The sequence below is a fragment of the Pseudomonas resinovorans NBRC 106553 genome (genome assembly GCF_000412695.1).
Lineage (GTDB): Bacteria > Pseudomonadota > Gammaproteobacteria > Pseudomonadales > Pseudomonadaceae > Metapseudomonas > Metapseudomonas resinovorans_A.
Genome location: NC_021499.1, coordinates 3,768,337 through 3,784,754, shown reverse-complemented (window position 1 = coordinate 3,784,754; position 16,418 = coordinate 3,768,337). Strand labels below are relative to the sequence as shown.

At 67.5% G+C, this 16,418-nt stretch carries 14 protein-coding genes; 7 read left to right on the top strand and 7 right to left on the bottom strand.

What is annotated here, in order from left to right; all coding sequences use genetic code 11:
* The first annotated feature begins 173 nt into the window (after nucleotides 1–173).
* Nucleotides 174–566 (top strand): GFA family protein, encoded by a 393-nt coding sequence (locus PCA10_RS17025; protein ID WP_016493309.1) that lies wholly within the window; start codon nucleotides 174–176, stop codon nucleotides 564–566.
* A gap of 73 nt (nucleotides 567–639) precedes the next feature.
* Here PCA10_RS17025 and PCA10_RS17020 read toward each other — a convergent pair whose 3' ends face one another.
* From PCA10_RS17020 to PCA10_RS16990, 7 genes are all read right to left on the bottom strand, one after another.
* The gene (locus PCA10_RS17020) at nucleotides 640–1,470 is read right to left on the bottom strand and encodes an alpha/beta fold hydrolase (protein WP_016493308.1); all 831 of its coding nucleotides are present in this window, start codon (nucleotides 1,468–1,470) and stop codon (nucleotides 640–642) included.
* Between the two features lie 164 nt (nucleotides 1,471–1,634).
* Nucleotides 1,635–2,132, bottom strand: coding sequence for a GrpB family protein (locus tag PCA10_RS17015; protein ID WP_016493307.1), 498 nt, complete (start codon nucleotides 2,130–2,132; stop codon nucleotides 1,635–1,637).
* 380 nt (nucleotides 2,133–2,512) lie between these two features.
* The gene (locus tag PCA10_RS17010; RefSeq protein WP_016493306.1) at nucleotides 2,513–3,040 is read right to left on the bottom strand and encodes a hypothetical protein; all 528 of its coding nucleotides are present in this window, start codon (nucleotides 3,038–3,040) and stop codon (nucleotides 2,513–2,515) included.
* Nucleotides 3,041–3,054: 14 nt separating this feature from the next.
* On the bottom strand, nucleotides 3,055–3,576 hold the full coding sequence (locus PCA10_RS17005) for a methylamine dehydrogenase light chain (protein WP_016493305.1): 522 nt from the start codon (nucleotides 3,574–3,576) through the stop codon (nucleotides 3,055–3,057).
* Between the two features lie 15 nt (nucleotides 3,577–3,591).
* On the bottom strand, nucleotides 3,592–4,203 hold the full coding sequence (gene mauD / locus PCA10_RS17000) for a methylamine dehydrogenase accessory protein MauD (RefSeq protein WP_016493304.1): 612 nt from the start codon (nucleotides 4,201–4,203) through the stop codon (nucleotides 3,592–3,594).
* Between the two features lie 3 nt (nucleotides 4,204–4,206).
* Nucleotides 4,207–4,746: a MauE/DoxX family redox-associated membrane protein gene (locus PCA10_RS16995; protein WP_016493303.1), complete on the bottom strand. Its 540-nt coding sequence runs from the start codon at nucleotides 4,744–4,746 to the stop codon at nucleotides 4,207–4,209.
* Between the two features lie 12 nt (nucleotides 4,747–4,758).
* Nucleotides 4,759–5,910 carry an amine dehydrogenase large subunit gene (locus PCA10_RS16990; protein ID WP_016493302.1) on the bottom strand — a complete coding sequence of 384 codons (1,152 nt, stop codon included), beginning with the start codon at nucleotides 5,908–5,910 and terminating at the stop codon, nucleotides 4,759–4,761.
* A 259-nt stretch (nucleotides 5,911–6,169) separates the two neighbouring features.
* On the opposite strand from PCA10_RS16990, the gene PCA10_RS16985 reads away from it, so the two are divergent.
* From PCA10_RS16985 to PCA10_RS16960, 6 genes are all read left to right on the top strand, one after another.
* Entirely contained in the window at nucleotides 6,170–7,240 is a 1,071-nt protein-coding gene (locus PCA10_RS16985; RefSeq protein ID WP_016493301.1) for an HlyD family secretion protein, read from the top strand.
* Between the two features lie 2 nt (nucleotides 7,241–7,242).
* The gene (gene rbbA / locus PCA10_RS16980; protein ID WP_041770811.1) at nucleotides 7,243–9,972 is read left to right on the top strand and encodes a ribosome-associated ATPase/putative transporter RbbA; all 2,730 of its coding nucleotides are present in this window, start codon (nucleotides 7,243–7,245) and stop codon (nucleotides 9,970–9,972) included.
* 3 nt (nucleotides 9,973–9,975) lie between these two features.
* A complete protein-coding gene (locus PCA10_RS16975; RefSeq protein WP_016493299.1) occupies nucleotides 9,976–11,100 on the top strand; it encodes an ABC transporter permease in 1,125 nt (374 codons plus the stop codon).
* 240 nt (nucleotides 11,101–11,340) lie between these two features.
* Entirely contained in the window at nucleotides 11,341–12,411 is a 1,071-nt protein-coding gene (locus PCA10_RS16970; protein WP_016493298.1) for an HlyD family secretion protein, read from the top strand.
* Nucleotides 12,408–15,140, top strand: coding sequence for a ribosome-associated ATPase/putative transporter RbbA (gene rbbA, locus PCA10_RS16965; RefSeq protein ID WP_016493297.1), 2,733 nt, complete (start codon nucleotides 12,408–12,410; stop codon nucleotides 15,138–15,140). Before PCA10_RS16970 ends, rbbA (PCA10_RS16965) begins: the two co-directional genes overlap by 4 nt.
* Nucleotides 15,140–16,264 carry an ABC transporter permease gene (locus tag PCA10_RS16960; protein ID WP_016493296.1) on the top strand — a complete coding sequence of 375 codons (1,125 nt, stop codon included), beginning with the start codon at nucleotides 15,140–15,142 and terminating at the stop codon, nucleotides 16,262–16,264. The genes rbbA (PCA10_RS16965) and PCA10_RS16960 overlap by 1 nt, the downstream gene beginning before the upstream one ends.
* Nucleotides 16,265–16,418 lie beyond the last annotated feature (154 nt).

Sequence of the window (16,418 nt, the reverse complement as noted above, 5' to 3'; positions counted from 1 at the left end):
AGCCCGGATGCAATCCGGGGAAAACCCACCGCCGCTCCGGGATTTCATCCGGGCTAGGATCTGCGGATTGAATTGATGCGCCAAGCGGACCCACGGGCCTCGCGGCCCTTCGCGAATGAATTCGCTCCTACAGGCTATAAATTGCAGATACCTGATTGCCGAGGAGGCACAGCATGGACCGATTCACCGGCGGTTGCCTGTGCGGCAATGTGCGTCTGGTGGCATCCGGGCGGCCCTATCGGGTCGGGATCTGCCACTGCCTCGATTGCCGCAAGTTCCATGGAGCGCTGTTCCACGCCTCCGCGATCTTCCCCGAGGAAGCGGTGCAGATCGAGGGGGAGACCCGCGACTACGAAGGGCGCTTCTTCTGCCCCCGCTGCGGCTCTTCGGTCTTCTCGCGCAGCGACGACGAAATCGAGGTGAACCTGGGTTCACTCGACGCCCCGGACCAGTTGATGCCCACCTACGAGCTATTCACCATCTGCCGCGAGTCCTGGCTGCCGCGCTTCCCCTTGAGCAAGCACTACTTGCGTGACCGCGAAGGGACGGGGCGTTCAGAGGAGTAACAGCCGAAGAGGGACCAATCGGTTCGACAGGAAAGACGGGGGCCGGAGGTCGAACCCCCGGCCCCCGCTGTGCTCAGCTTTTGAAGAACGCGAGCAGGTCGGCGTTGATGGTGTCGGCGTTGATGGTGGGCATGCCGTGGGAGAAGCCCGGATAGAGTCTCAGGGTGCCGTTCTTCAGCAACTGGGCCGAGAGCACGCCGGCGTTCTCGTAGGGCACGATCTGGTCGTCGTCGCCATGCATCACCAACACGGGGATGGTGATGGCCTGGAGGTCCGCGGTGAAGTCGGTCTGGGAGAAGGCGACGATGCCATCGTAATGGGCCTTCGCGCCGCCCATCATGCCCTGCCGCCACCAGTTGGCGATGATGCCTTCGGAGGGTTCGGCACCGGGGCGGTTGTAGCCGTAGAAGGGGCCGGCGGGAACGTCGCGGTAGAACTGCGCGCGGTTGGCCGCGAGCTGGGCCTGGAGGCCGTCGAACACATCCTTGGGCAGGCCGCCGGGGTTCTTCTCGGTCTTCACCATCAGTGGCGGCACGGCGCTGATGAGCACCGCCTTGGGCACCGGATCGTCCGGATAACGAGCGACGTAGCGGGCGACCTCGCCGCCGCCGGTGGAGTGGCCCACATGGATGGCGCCTCGGGTGCCGAGGTGGTTCACCACCGCCGCCACGTCGTCGGCGTAATGGTCCATGTCGTGGCCGTCCCACACCTGGCTGGAGCGGCCGTGGCCACGGCGGTCGTGGGCCACCACGCGAAAACCGCGGGCCAGGAAGTACAGCATCTGCGTATCCCAGTCGTCCGCGCTGAGCGGCCAGCCGTGATGGAAATGGATCACCTGCGCGTCTTTCGGCCCCCAGTCCTTGTAGAAAATCTCGACTCCATCCTTCGTGGTGACGTACCCCATGTTCGCGACTCCTGTGTGATGTGGAAGTGGCAATCGGTGTTTGCTCGTCGATCGATGGCGGCCGGGCTCCGTTCCGGAGCGTCTGGACCGAGCCCTTGGGCCGCTCATCAACTCTAGGAGCAAAGACGGGATGTCGCGAGGAACCGGCATCCTGTCCGGGTCGATCATCCGTGGCCCATCACGGCGTCGATGAAGGGGGCCTTGCCGGCCAGGTACTCGCCTATGCCGTCGCGATTGCCTGCTTCAAGGGCGAGCTTGAGGGCCTGGTACCGCTGGCGTAGTTCGGGGTCGCTGCGTAGCAGGTCGCGAAATCTCAGCATGCGCGCGATCTGGGCATGGCCGCTGATGCAGACATGCACCTTGTGGGTTCGCACGCCGTCCACATCGCGGCGGTAGAAGTGGTGCCCCTCGGAGAGGTTGCTACCGCGCACATAGCCGAGAGTGGCCATGAACTCGATCCGCTGCGGCTCGTCGATATGCTCCGATACCTCGATCAGGAGATCGATTTCCGGCTTGGCGGCCAGTCCCGGCACGGCGGTGCTGCCGACATGGTGGGTGGTGACGAGTTCGGCCAGGAAGCCCGGCTCGATTCGGGCGCGCTCTGCGCTGAAAAGGGCCGGCCAATTGTGGTCGTAGTGACTGATCGTGCTAGTCAGGGCCATGGTGTGCTCGTCGCTCCGTCAACGATGAAATGCGGGTTGCGGATTCTTCATCATTTCCGGGATTCACGCAGCATGGAGTGGGACGTAGAGGCAGGTGGCAGCCTTGTCCGCATGGGTATCGCTTCGCTCAACCCATCCTACGTATGCGGTTTGAAGTCATGTGCGAACCGGACCCACGGGCCTTGCGGCCCTTCGCGAATGAATTCGCTCCTACGTCGAGCCGGCCGTGCCGTGGGGTGCACCGAGCTCGGTTTTCGTAGGTTGGGTCGGGCGGCGATCCGCGAGCGAAGCGAAGCGAAACCCAACGCTGGGGCTCCCCAAAAAACGCGCCCAAAAAAAGGCCCGCCATAAGGCGGGCCACAAGCCGTCCAGCATAAAACTCAGTAGGCGTTGTCCATGCCGTCATCAATGGTGATGCCTTGGCTGCGCATCTCCTTGATCAGGCCTGCGCGGGTGTCCGGCAGGTTGAGCAGGGTGACGCCGCGAATCTTCGCCACTTCTTCCCCGGTGTAGGGCTTGTAGTCGTCCGGCACGCTCTTGCCGGCCATGCCGTCCTTGCGCATCAGCCAGTTCAGCAGGTCGGCCAGCTGGTCGTTGTTCAACGCCGACTGGGACATGCCCGGCACCCGCACGAGGAACTCGCGGCCGCCTTCCACCTTGAGGAAGTTGCCGACGAAGTCCTTCATCTTCGGCGTGTCGTTGGCCTTGGAGCCGGTACCGTCACCCAGGTGGCAACCCGCGCATTGCAGCTGGTAGTTGGTCGGGGTGCTGTAGCCGGCCCGGGCAATGGGAGTCTGCGGCGACTCGTTGCCCGGGGCGTGCTTCTGGTTGGGGTTCGGAATGGCGCGGGCCATGGCCACGGGGGCTGCCATGGCGCATGCCAGTCCAACGATCAACAGCAAACGCATGGCAGCCCCTCGGGTCAGATCGCGACGCCGCGAATGATGGAAACGGTGCAGTGGTAGATGTGCGACTTGGCCGCCAGGCACCAGTTGACGTCGTTGTTGTTGAACGGACGGTACGCCGGTTCCTCGCTGTCGTTGCGGGTACAGGCACACTGGGCGCAGCTGTGCTTACCGCAGCAGTCGTTGTAGGAAATGATGTAGTCCTTGCCGTCGGCCGGGTTGCGGCAGGTGCCGATCCAGGTCACCTGGGAAGCTTCGGTACCGGGCGGGCAGGAGGTAACCGATCCGCCGCAGCAGGCGCACAGAAAGCCGTCCACGGAGCAATAGCGCCAGTAGTCGCAGCTGTTGGGATCACCCGGGTCGCCGGCCATCGGCTTGTCGGCGGCCAGGGCCTTGCTGGTGCGGTCGATGGGCAGCAGCACCGGCAGGGCGGCGCCGGCCACCATCAGCGAACCGATGCGACCAAGCAGCTTGCGCCGGGAGGTGGTGTCGGCCACATGGCGCGTGGAGCGTTCGAACAGACGATCTAGCAGTTTCATGGAGTGCTCCCTTCCTTAGTGGTTGTGCGCGCCGTGGGAATGCGTGTGGTTGTGCAGGTACTGCTGCAGGGTGGCGCTGCCCAGGTGCTCGACCTCGAACAGGCTGTCCAGGTGCTCGCGGGAGTTCACCAGGCCCTTGGAGCGCAGTACGCCAGCCTTGTCCACCAGCGCGGCGTAGGGAAGCTTGCCGATCTGGTAGGTCATGCCCACTTCCGGGCCGACCACGTAGGTGGCGTCTTCCAGGTTGTGCTCGGCGATCAGCGCCTTCTGGGCGTCCATGTCGCCGTCGCTGACGTAGATCACGTCCAGGCGGTCGGCCTGGGCCTTGGCGATGGACTTGATGGCCGGCAGCAGGGATTTGCAGATCGGGCAGGTGGGCGAGAGGAAGAACAGCAGCTGGGCTTTCTCGCCGGCGTAGCCGAAGTTCACCGGGCGGCCGTGACGGTCGGCGGCGGTGACTTGCGGGGCGGGCTCGTTGACGGCCACGCCTTTATCGACCATCAGCGCGCCGGCCGGGGCCAGGCGGCCGTGGAGCACGCCGATCTGGCGCACCAGGCCCATGACGGCGAAGGCCAGGGCAATCAACAGACACCAGAGCAGGACGTTGGAAACGATCAGGGCTTCCATAATTCACCTTCCAATAAGTTTGAGCAGACGGGGAGCGTTGGCCATCAGGCCATCGGCGGCGGCATAGACGAGCAGGGCCACGGCGGCGGCGGCGATCACGACGAAACCGTCGAAAAAGCCCAGCTCGCGGCTGTGGGGAGCGAGGCTGGCGACCAGCGCCAGGCTCACCAGTACGGCGTTGCGCGCCAGCAGCACCGGACGGATCGGCTGGGCCTGTTCGGGCCCGGCGCAACCGCAGTCGATGTCGCGACGGCCGCGCCACAGGTTGATGCCGATCGCCAGGGCGTAGCCGGCCAGCAACGCCGCTGCAGCCAGGGCCGCGATGTGGCGGCTGGCGGGCACCAGCAGGGCGAAGGCCACGGCCACTTCGACGAAGGGCACCAGGCGCGACACCGGACGCACCAGGGCGCGGGGCAGCAGTTGGTAATCCTCCACCTGGTTGGCGAAGCGCGCCGGCGCGCGCAGCTTGTGCGTCGCCGCGCTGGCCAGGATCACCGCAACCACGACGGCGGCGGTGATGACGAAGATCGAGTCAGGTTGCATGGCGGCACCTCGTCAGTGGCTGAGGATCTGGGTCGCGGTCTTGTGGATGTCCGCCATGGTGCCGGTGTGCTTGCCAGCCTTCAGGTCGAACACTTCCAGACCGCCGGCGACGTTGATGCCCAGCAGCAGGGGGTTGTCGTCGCTGGTGGCGTGCAGGCTCCAGATCGGGTTCGGCGCTTCCAGGGTGCCGATACGCTTGTGGGTCTTGAGATCGAAGACACCGACGATCGGGCTCGGATCTTCCCACTTCATGGCTTCATGGGCGTCGTGCATCAGCACGTACATGCGGTTCAGCTTCGGCGCCACGGTGATCAGCTGCCAGCCACCCGGAGCCCAGCCAGCCTTCTTCTCGGCGGCGTCGACCAGTTCCCAGGCCGGGAGGATCTTCGGCTCCTTGCCGGAGAAGTCCACGGTGCGCACGGTGCCGGTGGTGGTGACGAAGTAGTAGGTGTCGCCCACGCCGAAGGCGCGCTCCACCAGCTTCTCGGCATTCGGGTCGAAGAAGGGGGTGTGGCTGCGGGAGACTTCCTTGCCGGCGTCGTCGAGCTTCAGCAGCTGCAGGCTGCCGTCACCGCACAGGGAGGCGAAGGCGCGCTTGCCCACCGGGTAGTTGAGCACGCAGCCGGGGATGGCGATCTCGTTGACCACGGCCTTGGCCTGGGTGTCGACCACGGTCACCGAGGTGGACGGGGTGAAGTTGTAGACGTAGACGAAGCGGTCGTCGCTGCTGGTGCTGAGGCCATAACGCTGGGTCAGGCTCTCGGCGCGCTTGTTGGGGATCAGTACTTCCCAGGCCGGCGACAGGGTGCTGGTGTCCCAGGCGGTCAGCGCGTCGGTGCGGGTGCCACGGGTACCACGGGAGTAGAACAGGTCGGCGGTGTACAGCAGCTTGCCGTCACGGCTCAGGGTGGACGGCGCGGCGAAGCCGGTGCTGACCATGCCGAGCATCTTTTTCTTCTCCGGGTCGACCACGGTCACGCGGCCGGCGACGAAGTTGTTGAACTCCACGTCGACGATGTAGGCGCGATGCGGCTCCGGCGGGAACGGCAAGGTGGTCTGGCCGATACCGGCATCGGCCGGCAGCTCGGCGGCGGCGTTGCCCAGGCCAGCGAGCGCGACGCCCAGGGCCAGCGTGGTTTGGGCGAGGATCCTGGTTATTCGCATAGGGGCGGCTCCCTTAATTATTGGAATGGATCGCGGGTGCGGACAGAAATCTGCAGTCCTAGTCTGCCCCTGGCTGTCGGCGCAGAGCTTGTTGTCCGTGCCAATCCCTTGTGTGGCCGTGCCACATCCTTTGCTTGTCTGCCACTGCCTTGGAACCCGCCAGAAAGCATAGCCCCGACTGAAACTGACCTGTATCAAGAAAATTTCCACCCGATATCAGGAGAATTCCTACAGATGGACGGAATTGGCGGGGGATCAGATGAAATTGCCAAGCAAACGCAACCTGACCTGGGCGCTGGCCCTGCTGGTGGTCGCGGGCGCCCTGGGCACCTGGTACTGGCTGCGGCCAACGGAGCTGGGTGAGGGATTCGCCAGCGGCAATGGCCGCATCGAGGCCACCGAACTGGACGTGGCCACCAAGCTGCCCGGACGCGTGGCGGAAATAGCCGTGGACGAGGGTGATTTCGTCACCCGGGGCCAGGTGCTGGCGCGCATGGACACCCAGGTGCTGGAGGCCCAACTGGCCCAGGCCCGCGCCGAGGTGCGCCGGGCGGAGAACGCCAAGGCCACCGCCCAGGCCCTGGTGGCCCAGCGCGAGAGCGAGAAGGTCACCGCCGGCGCCGTGGTCAACCAGCGCCTGGCCGAGCTCACCGCCGCGAAGAAACGTTTCGACCGTACCCGCACCCTGGTGTCACGCAATGCCATGCCGCAGCAGCAACTGGACGACGACCGCGCCGTGCTGCAAAGCGCCGAGGCCGCACTGGCCGCCGCGCGGGCGCAGGTGTTGTCCGCCGAGGCCGGGGTGGCGGCGGCCAGGTCCCAGGTGATCGAGGCGCAGTCCGCCATCGAGGCGGCCACCGCCAGTACCGAGCGCCTGGCCGCCGATATCGACGACAGCCTGCTGCGCGCCCCGCGCGCCGGCCGGGTGCAGTACCGCATCGCCCAGCCCGGCGAGGTGCTCGGCGCCGGTGGCCGGGTGCTGAACATGGTCGACCTGGTGGACGTGTACATGACCTTTTTCCTGCCTGCCAACCAGGCCGGGCGCGTGGTGCTCGGCCAGGAAGCACGGCTGGTGCTGGACGCGGTGCCGCAGTACGTGATCCCGGCCAAGGTCAGCTATGTGGCCAGCGTGGCGCAGTTCACGCCCAAGACCGTGGAAACCGCCAGCGAGCGGGAGAAGCTGATGTTCCGGGTCAAGGCGCGGATCGACCCCGAACTCTTGAAGAAATACATCACCGCGGTGAAGACCGGCGTGCCCGGCATGGCCTACCTGCAACTTGACCCGCAGGCCGCCTGGCCCGAACGCCTGGATGTGAAGGTACCGTTATGAACATGCGGGTGGCGGATGCGCTGGTGGCGCGCCTGGAGGGCATCGGCCTGACGTACCGGGGCGTGCATGCCCTGGACGACGTCAGCCTGGAACTGCCGGCCGGGCGCATGGTGGGGCTGATCGGCCCCGATGGCGTCGGCAAGTCCAGCCTGCTGGCCTTGCTGGCCGGCGCGCGCAAGGTGCAGGCCGGCAACCTGCAGGTGCTGGGCGGCGACATGCGCCAGGCCGCCCACCGCAGCGCCATCTGCCAGCGTATCGCCTACATGCCCCAGGGCCTGGGCAAGAACCTCTACCCGACGCTGACGGTGTTCGAGAACGTCGACTTCTTCGGTCGTCTGTTCGGCCATGCGCGCGAAGAACGCGAGCGTCGCATCAGCGATCTGCTGCGCAGCACCGGCCTGGAACCCTTCCGCGAGCGGCCTGCGGGCAAACTCTCCGGCGGCATGAAGCAGAAGCTGGGCCTGTGCTGCGCGCTGATCCACGACCCCGACCTGCTGATCCTCGACGAACCCACCACCGGGGTCGACCCGCTGTCGCGCAACCAGTTCTGGCAGCTGATCCAGCGCATCCGTGCCGGCCGCCCGGGCATGAGCGTGCTGGTGGCCACCGCCTATATGGAGGAGGCCGAACGCTTCGACTGGCTGGTGGCCATGGACGAGGGCAAGGTCCTGGCCACCGGCACCCCCGAGGCCCTCCGCATGCGCACCGGCTGCGACAGCCTGGAGGCGGCCTTCGTCGCGCTGCTGCCCGAGGCCAAGCGCCGGGGCCACCGGCAACTGGTGATCCCGCCACGCCCACCGGGCAGTGGCGAGCTGGCCATCGAGGCCCAGGGGCTGACCTGCCGTTTCGGCGATTTCGTCGCGGTGGACCGGGTGAGCTTCCGCATCGAGCGCGGGGAGATCTTCGGCTTTCTCGGCTCCAACGGCTGCGGCAAGTCCACCACCATGAAGATGCTCACCGGCCTGCTGCCCGCCAGCGAGGGCAGCTGCGCGCTGTTCGGCCAGCCGGTGGATGCCAACGACATGGCCACCCGCCGCCGGGTGGGCTACATGTCCCAGGGGTTTTCCCTCTATGCCGAGCTGACGGTGCGGCAGAACCTCGACCTGCATGCGCGGCTGTTCCACCTGCCCGAGGCGGAGATCGGCCCGCGCATCGCCGAACTGCTGGAGCGCTTCGGGCTGGACAAGGTGCAGCACGAATTGCCCGATGGCCTGCCCCTGGGGATTCGCCAGCGCCTGTCCCTGGCGGTGGCGGTGATCCACCGCCCGGAAATCCTCATCCTCGACGAGCCCACCTCCGGTGTGGACCCGGTGGCCCGCGACGGCTTCTGGGCGCTGATGGTGGAGCTGTCGCGGCGCGATGGGGTGACCATCTTCATCTCCACCCACTTCATGAACGAGGCCGAGCGCTGCGACCGCATCTCCCTGATGCACGCCGGCCGCGTGCTGGATAGCGACACGCCGCAAGGCCTGATGGAAAAACGTGGCCAGGACAGCCTGGAAGCCACCTTCATCCTCTACCTGGAAGAGGCGGCCGGGCAGGGCGCCCAGCCCCCGGCCGACGCGCCGCCAGCGCAGGGCCCCAGCGACCACGAGCCGCCGAACCCCAGCTTCAGCCCCCAGCGGCTGTTCAGCTACGCCCGGCGCGAGGCCATGGAGCTGCGCCGCGACCCCATCCGCCTGACCCTGGCGCTGCTGGGCACAGTGCTGTTGATGTTCATCATCGGCTACGGCATCAGCCTGGACGTGGAGGACCTGTCCTACGCCGTGCTGGATCGTGACCAGACCACCACCAGCCAGGCCTATGCGCTGAATATTTCCGGCTCGCGCTATTTCATCGAGCAGCCGCCGATCCACGACTACGCCGAGCTGGACCGGCGCATGCGCAGCGGCGAGCTGAGCCTGGCCATCGAGATTCCGCCGGGCTTCGGCCGTGACCTCAAGCGCGGGATGAGCCCGCAGATCGGCGTGTGGATCGACGGCGCCATGCCCACCCGCGCCAGCACCGTGCAGGGTTACGTGCAGGGGCTGCATGGCGACTACCTGAGGGAACTGGCGCGTACCTCCACCCAGGCCGTGCAGCCTGCCGCCGCCGACATCGAACTGCGCTACCGCTACAACCCCGACGTGGAGAGCATCCAGGCCATGGTGCCGGCGGTGATCCCGCTGCTGCTGATCATGATCCCGGCCATGCTCACGGCCCTGGGGGTGGTGCGCGAGAAAGAGCTGGGTTCCATCACCAACCTCTATGTCACCCCGGTCACGCGCCTGGAGTTCCTCCTCGGCAAGCAGCTGCCCTACGTGGCCATGGGCATGTTCAACTTCGTCCTGATGGCGGCCCTGGCGGTGCTGGTGTTCGGCGTGCCGCTCAAGGGCAGCCTGCTGGCGCTGCTGGTGGGGGCCTTGCTCTATGTCTGCGTGGCCACCGACATCGGCCTGTTGCTGTCCACCTTCATGCGCAGCCAGATCGCCGCCGTGTTCGGCGTGGCCATCGCTACCATGGTGCCGGCCATCCAGTTTTCCGGCCTGGTGCACCCGGTGTCGTCCCTGGAAGGCGCCGCCGCGCTGATGGGGCACCTCTACCCGACCTCGCACTTCCTGATCATCAGCCGCGGGGTGTTCTCCAAGGCCCTGGGCTTTGCCGACCTGGCGCCGTACTTCCTCGCGCTCGCGGCGGCGATTCCCGTGCTCACCCTGCTCAGCGTGCTGGCGCTGAAGAAGCAGGAGGACTGAGCCATGGGCGCGCTGGCCAATATCTTCAATCTGGGGCTGAAGGAGTTCCAAAGCCTGCGGCGTGACTACGCCATGCTGCTGCTGATCCTCTGGGCCTTCAGCCTGGGGGTCTACAGCTCGGCCACCGGCCTGCCGGAAACCCTGCACAACGCGCCCATCGCGGTAATAGACGAGGACCGCTCGCAGCTCTCCAACCAACTGATCCATGCCTTCCAGCCGCCGTACTTCCGCACGCCTGAGCTGATCGACCAGGCCGCCATGGACCGGGGCATGGATACCGGGCTCTACACCTTCACCCTGAACATCCCGCCGGACTTCCAGCGCGACCTGCTGGCCGGCCGCAGCCCAGCGCTGCAGCTCAATGTCGACGCCACCCAGGTGGGCCAGGCGTTCAGCGGCGCCGGCTATATCCAGAACATCGTCGCCGACGAGGTGCAGCAGTTCGTCCAGCGCTACCGAGGGGCCGGCCCGCAAGCGGCGGAGCTGGCGCCGCGCATGCTGTTCAACCCCAACCTGACCCAGGCCTGGTTCGGCGGCGTGATGGAGGTGATCAACCAGATCACCATGCTGTCGATCATCCTCACGGGTGCTGCGCTGATCCGCGAGCGCGAGCACGGCACCGTGGAGCACCTGCTGGTGATGCCGCTGACGGCCTTCGAGATCATGCTGGCCAAGGTCTGGTCCATGGGCCTGGTGGTGCTGGTGGCGGCGGCGCTGTCGCTGAAGCTGGTGGTGCAAGGCTGGCTGGCGGTGCCCATCGGCGGCTCCATCGGCCTGTTCCTGCTGGCGGCCGGCCTGCATCTGTTCGCCACCACCTCCATGGGCATCTTCCTCGGCACCGTGGCGCGCTCCATGCCGCAGCTGGGGCTCTTGACCATCCTGGTGCTGATGCCGCTGCAGATCCTCTCCGGCGGTACCACGCCGCGCGAGAGCATGCCGGAGCTGGTGCAGTTCATCATGCTGGCGGCGCCCACCACCCACTTCGTGGCCCTGGCCCAGGCCATCCTCTACCGGGGCGCCGGGCTGGACATCGTCTGGCCGCAGCTGCTGGCCATCATCGGCATCGGCGCCGCCTTCTTCACCGCCGCCCTCACGCGCTTCCGCCGGACCATCGCGCAGATGGCGTGAGGGATGTGGGCCGTAGGATGTGGTTGAGCGGAGCGATACCCATCAATCTTGCCCGCATGGGTATCGCTCCGCTCAACCCATCCTACAGATGGCACTCAGGGCACTACCTTGGCTGTGGGATTCGTCCGTGGTTTCCTGTCGTACTTCGGAAGCACGGCGGCCCATGACCTGAATCAATTCGCCCGCCGATGCCAGCCGGACTATTCGCGCTCCCTTTGAATGGATATCGAGGAGCGGCGGATGAAATCGCGCAACAAACGCAGGTCGACCCTGGCCCTGGGCCTGCTGTTGGTGACGGGCAGCGCGGGGGCCTGGTACGGCCTGCGCAGCGAGGGGACGGGGGAAGGCCTGGCCAGCGGCAACGGGCGCATCGAGGCCACCGAACTGGACGTGGCCACCCAGCTGCCCGGACGGGTGGCGGAAATCCTGGTGGAGGAGGGCGACTTCGTCAGCCAGGGCCAGGTGCTGGCCCGCATGGACACCCAGGTGCTCGAAGCCCAACTGGCCCAGGCCCGCGCCGAGGTGCGCCGGGCCGAGAACGCCAAGGCCACTGCCGAGGCCCTGGTGGCCCAGCGCGACAGCGAGCAGGCCACCGCGGCGGCCATCGTCAGCCAGCGCCAGGCGGAACTGACCGCCACGCAGAAGCGCTTTGTCCGCACCGAGACCCTGGTGGCGCGCCACGCCATGCCCCAGCAGCAGCTGGACGACGACCGCGCCCGCCTGGAAAGCGCCGAAGCCGCCTTGCTGGCCGCGCGTTCCCAGGTGCTGTCGGCACGGGCCGGGGCGGCGGCGACTCGTTCCCAGGTGGTGGAGGCGCAGTCGGCCATCGAGGCCGCCACCGCCAGCACCCTGCGCCTGGCCGCCGACATCGACGACAGCCTGCTGCGCGCGCCGCGCGCCGGCCGCGTGCAATACCGCATCGCCCAGCCCGGCGAAGTGCTGGCGGCCGGCGGCCGGGTGCTGAACATGGTCGACCTGGCGGATGTGTACATGACCTTCTTCCTCCCGGCCGGCGAGGCGGGGCGGGTCAACCTCGGCCAGGAGGTGCGCCTGGTGCTGGACGCGGTGTCCGGCTACGCCATCCCGGCGCGGGTCAGCTATGTGGCCAGCGTGGCCCAGTTCACCCCCAAGACCGTGGAAACCGCCAGCGAGCGGGAGAAGCTGATGTTCCGGGTCAAGGCACGGGTGGACCCGGCACTGCTGAGCAAATACGTCGCGGCAGTGAAGTCCGGCGTGCCGGGTGTGGCCTACCTGCGCCTGGCCAGCGACGCCGAGTGGCCCGAGCACCTGGCCCGGACGCTGCCGCTGTGACTCCGGCCAGAGCGCCTCTGGCGCGCCTGGAGGGCGTCGCCCTGCGCTATGGCGCAACCCTGGCCCTGGCGGACCTGAACCTGGAGCTGCCGGCCGGGCGCATGCTGGGGTTGATCGGCCCGGACGGCGTCGGCAAGTCCAGCCTGCTGGCGCTGCTGGCCGGCGCCCGCAGGCTGCAGGCCGGCAGCCTGGACGTGCTCGGCGGCGACATGCGCCAGGCCGTCCACCGCCGCGCCGTCTGCCAGCGCATCGCCTATATGCCCCAGGGCCTGGGCAGCAACCTCTACCCGACGCTGACGGTGTTCGAGAACCTCGACTTCTTCGGCCGGCTTTTCGGCCAGGGGCGGGACGAGCGTGAGCGGCGCATCGCCGACCTGTTGCAGAGCACCGGCCTCGCGCCGTTCCGCGAGCGCCCGGCGGGCAAGCTCTCCGGCGGCATGAAGCAGAAGCTCGGGCTGTGCTGCGCGCTGATCCACGACCCCGACCTGCTGATCCTCGACGAGCCCACCACCGGGGTCGACCCGCTGTCGCGCAACCAGTTCTGGCAGCTGATCCAGCGTATCCGCGCCGGCCGCCCCGGCATGAGCGTGCTGGTGGCCACCGCCTACATGGAGGAGGCCGAGCGGTTCGACTGGCTGGTGGCCATGGACGCCGGAAGGGTGCTGGCCACCGGCACCCCCGAGGACATCCGTCGGCGCACCGCCACGCAAAGCCTGGAGGCGGCCTTCGTCGCCCTGTTGCCGGAGGAGAAGCGCCGAGGCCACCGGCAGCTGGTGATTCCGCCGCGCCCGGCCGGCAGCGGCGAGCTGGCCATCGAGGCCGAGGGCCTGACCCGGCGCTTCGGCGATTTCGTTGCGGTGGACGGCGTGAGCCTGCGCATCGAGCGCGGGGAAATCTTCGGCTTCCTCGGCTCCAATGGCTGCGGCAAGTCCACCACCATGAAGATGCTCACCGGCCTGTTGCCGGCCAGCGAAGGCAGCTGCGCGCTGTTCGGCCAGCCGGTGACGGCGGGCAACCGCGAGGCGCGGCGCAGGGTGGGCTACATGTCCCAGGCGTTTTCCCTGTATGGCGAGCTGACGGTGCGGCAGAACCTGGAGCTGCACGCGCGGCTGTTCCACCTGCCGGCCGAACGGGTGGCGCCACGGGTGACCGAGATGCTCCGGCGCTTCGACCTGGAAGGGGTGCAGCAGGCCTTTCCGCAGAGCCTGCCGCTGGGCATCAGCAAGCGCCTGTCCCTGGCGGTGGCGGTGATCCACGAGCCGGACCTGCTGATCCTCGACGAACCCACCTCGGGGGTCGACCCGGTGGCCCGCGACGGTTTCTGGGAGCTGCTGCTGGAGCTGTCACGGCGGGACCGGGTGACCATCTTCATCACCACCCATTTCATGAATGAGGCCGAGCGCTGCGACCGCATCTCCATGATGCACGCCGGCCGCGTGCTGGACAGCGACACGCCCCGGGGCCTCATGGCCCGGCGCGGCCAGGACAGCCTGGAGGCCACCTTCATTGCCTACCTCGAAGAGCAGGACGATGCCGGCGCCGAGCCGCCGTCCAGCTGGCTACCGGCCGGCGGCGAGGTGGCCGAGGCGAAGGCGCGCAACCCGGCCTTCAGCTTCCTGCGGCTGTTCAGCTATGCGCGGCGCGAGGCCATGGAGCTGCGCCGCGACCCCATCCGCCTGACCCTGGCCCTGCTCGGCACCGTGCTCCTGATGGTGATCATCGGCTACGGCATCAGCCTGGACGTGGAGGACCTGCCCTACGCCTTGCTGGACCGCGACCAGACCGGCAGCAGCCAGGCCTATGCGCTGAACATCGCCGGCTCGCGCTACTTCGTCGAGCGGCCGCCGATCCACGACTACGCCGAGCTGGACAGGCGCCTGCGCAGCGGCGAGCTGAGCCTGGCGGTGGAGATTCCGCCGGGCTTCGGCCGCGACCTCAAGCGCGGCGCCAGCCCCCAGGTGGGGATGTGGATCGACGGCGCCATGCCGGCCCGCGCCAGCATCGTGCGCGGCTACGTGCTGGGGCTGCATGCCGACTACCTGGACGAGCTGCGGCGCGCCTCGCCCTTGGCGGGCCCGGCCGCCGACGCCGAGCTGGAGCTGCGTTATCGCTACAACCCCGATGTGGAGAGCGTGCAGGCCATGGTGCCGGCGATGATCCCGGTGCTGCTGGTGATCATCCCGGCCATGCTCACCGCCCTCGGTGTAGTGCGGGAGAAGGAGCTGGGCTCGATCACCAACCTCTACGTCACCCCGGTGACGCGCCTGGAGTTCCTCCTCGGCAAGCAGCTGCCCTATGTCGCCATGGGCATGCTCAATTGCCTGTTGATGGTGGCCCTGGCGGTGCTGCTGTTCGGCGTGCCGCTCAAGGGCAGCCTGGCGGCGCTGCTGACCGGCGCCTTGTTCTACGTCTGCGTGGCCACCGGCATCGGCCTGCTGCTGTCGACCTTCATGCGCAGCCAGATCGCCGCCATCTTCGGCGTGGCCATCGCCACCACCGTGCCGGCCATCCAGTTCTCCGGGCTGGTGCACCCGGTGTCGTCCCTGGAGGGCGCGGCGGCGCTGATGGGCAAGCTCTATCCCACCTCGCACTTTCTGGTGATGAGCCGTGGGGTGTTCTCCAAGGCCCTGGGTTTCGCCGACCTGGGGCCGTACTTCCTGCCGCTGCTGCTGGCCATCCCGCTGCTCACCCTGTGCAGCGTGCTGGCGCTGAAGAAACAGGAGGCCTGATGCGCGCCCTGGCCAATATCCTTCACCTGGGGCTCAAGGAGTTCCACAGCCTGCGCCGCGACCGCGCCATGCTGTTGCTGATCCTCTGGGCCTTCAGCCTGGGGGTCTACAGCTCGGCCACCGGCCTGCCGGAAATCCTCCACAACGCCTCGGTGGCGATCGTGGACGAGGACGACTCGCAGCTCTCCAGCCAACTGGTCGAGGCCTTCCAGCCGCCGCTGTTCCACCCGCCGCTGCTGATCGACCAGGCGCAGATGGACCGGGGCCTGGACACCGCCCTCTACACCTTCACCCTGGGGATTCCACCGAACTTCCAGCGCGACCTGCTGGCCGGCCGCCGTCCGGCGCTGCAGCTGAACGTGGACGCCACCCAGGTGGCCCAGGCCTTCAGCGGTGCCGGCTACATCCGTACCATCGTCGAGGCCGAGGTGCGCCAGTTCGTCGAGCGCCAGCGCGGTGATGCGGCGATGCCGGTGGAACTGGTGCCGCGCATGCTGTTCAACCCCAACCTGACCCAGGCCTGGCTGGGCGGGGTGATGGAGGTGATCAACCAGATCACCATGCTGTCGATCATCCTCACCGGCGCTGCGCTGATCCGCGAACGCGAGCGCGGCACCCTGGAGCACCTGCTGGTGATGCCCCTGGGGGCCCTCGAGATCATGCTGGCCAAGGTCTGGTCCATGGGCCTGGTGGTGCTGCTGGCGGCGCTGCTGTCGTTGCAGCTGGTGGTGCGGCTGTGGCTGGGGGTGCCCCTGGCCGGCTCCCTGGGGGTGTTCCTGCTGGCGGCCGCGCTGCACCTGTTCGCCACCACCTCCCTGGGCATCCTCCTCGGCACCGTGGCGCGCTCCATGCCGCAACTGGGCCTGCTGACCATCCTGGTGCTGGTGCCGCTGCAGATCCTCTCCGGCTCCACCACCCCCCGGGAGAGCATGCCCCAGGCCTTGCAGACCCTGATGCTCGGTGCGCCCACCACCCACTTCGTGATACTCGCCGAGTCGGTGTTCTACCGGGGCGCCGGCCTGGAGGTGGTGTGGCCACGGATGCTGGCCACCAGCGCAATCGGCGCGGCCTTTTTTGCCGCCGCCCTGATGCGTTTGCGCCGAACCATCTCGCAGATGGCGTGAGGGGAGGCGGTGCGGGAGTGGCAGGGATGGCTCGTAGGATGGGTTGAGCTTGCGATACCGATCGCTTGCGGTTGATGGGTATCGCTCCGCTCAACCCATCCTACGTCGTTGCATCGGTGCAAGCCCGTAGGGGCGATTTCATTCGCGACTGAAT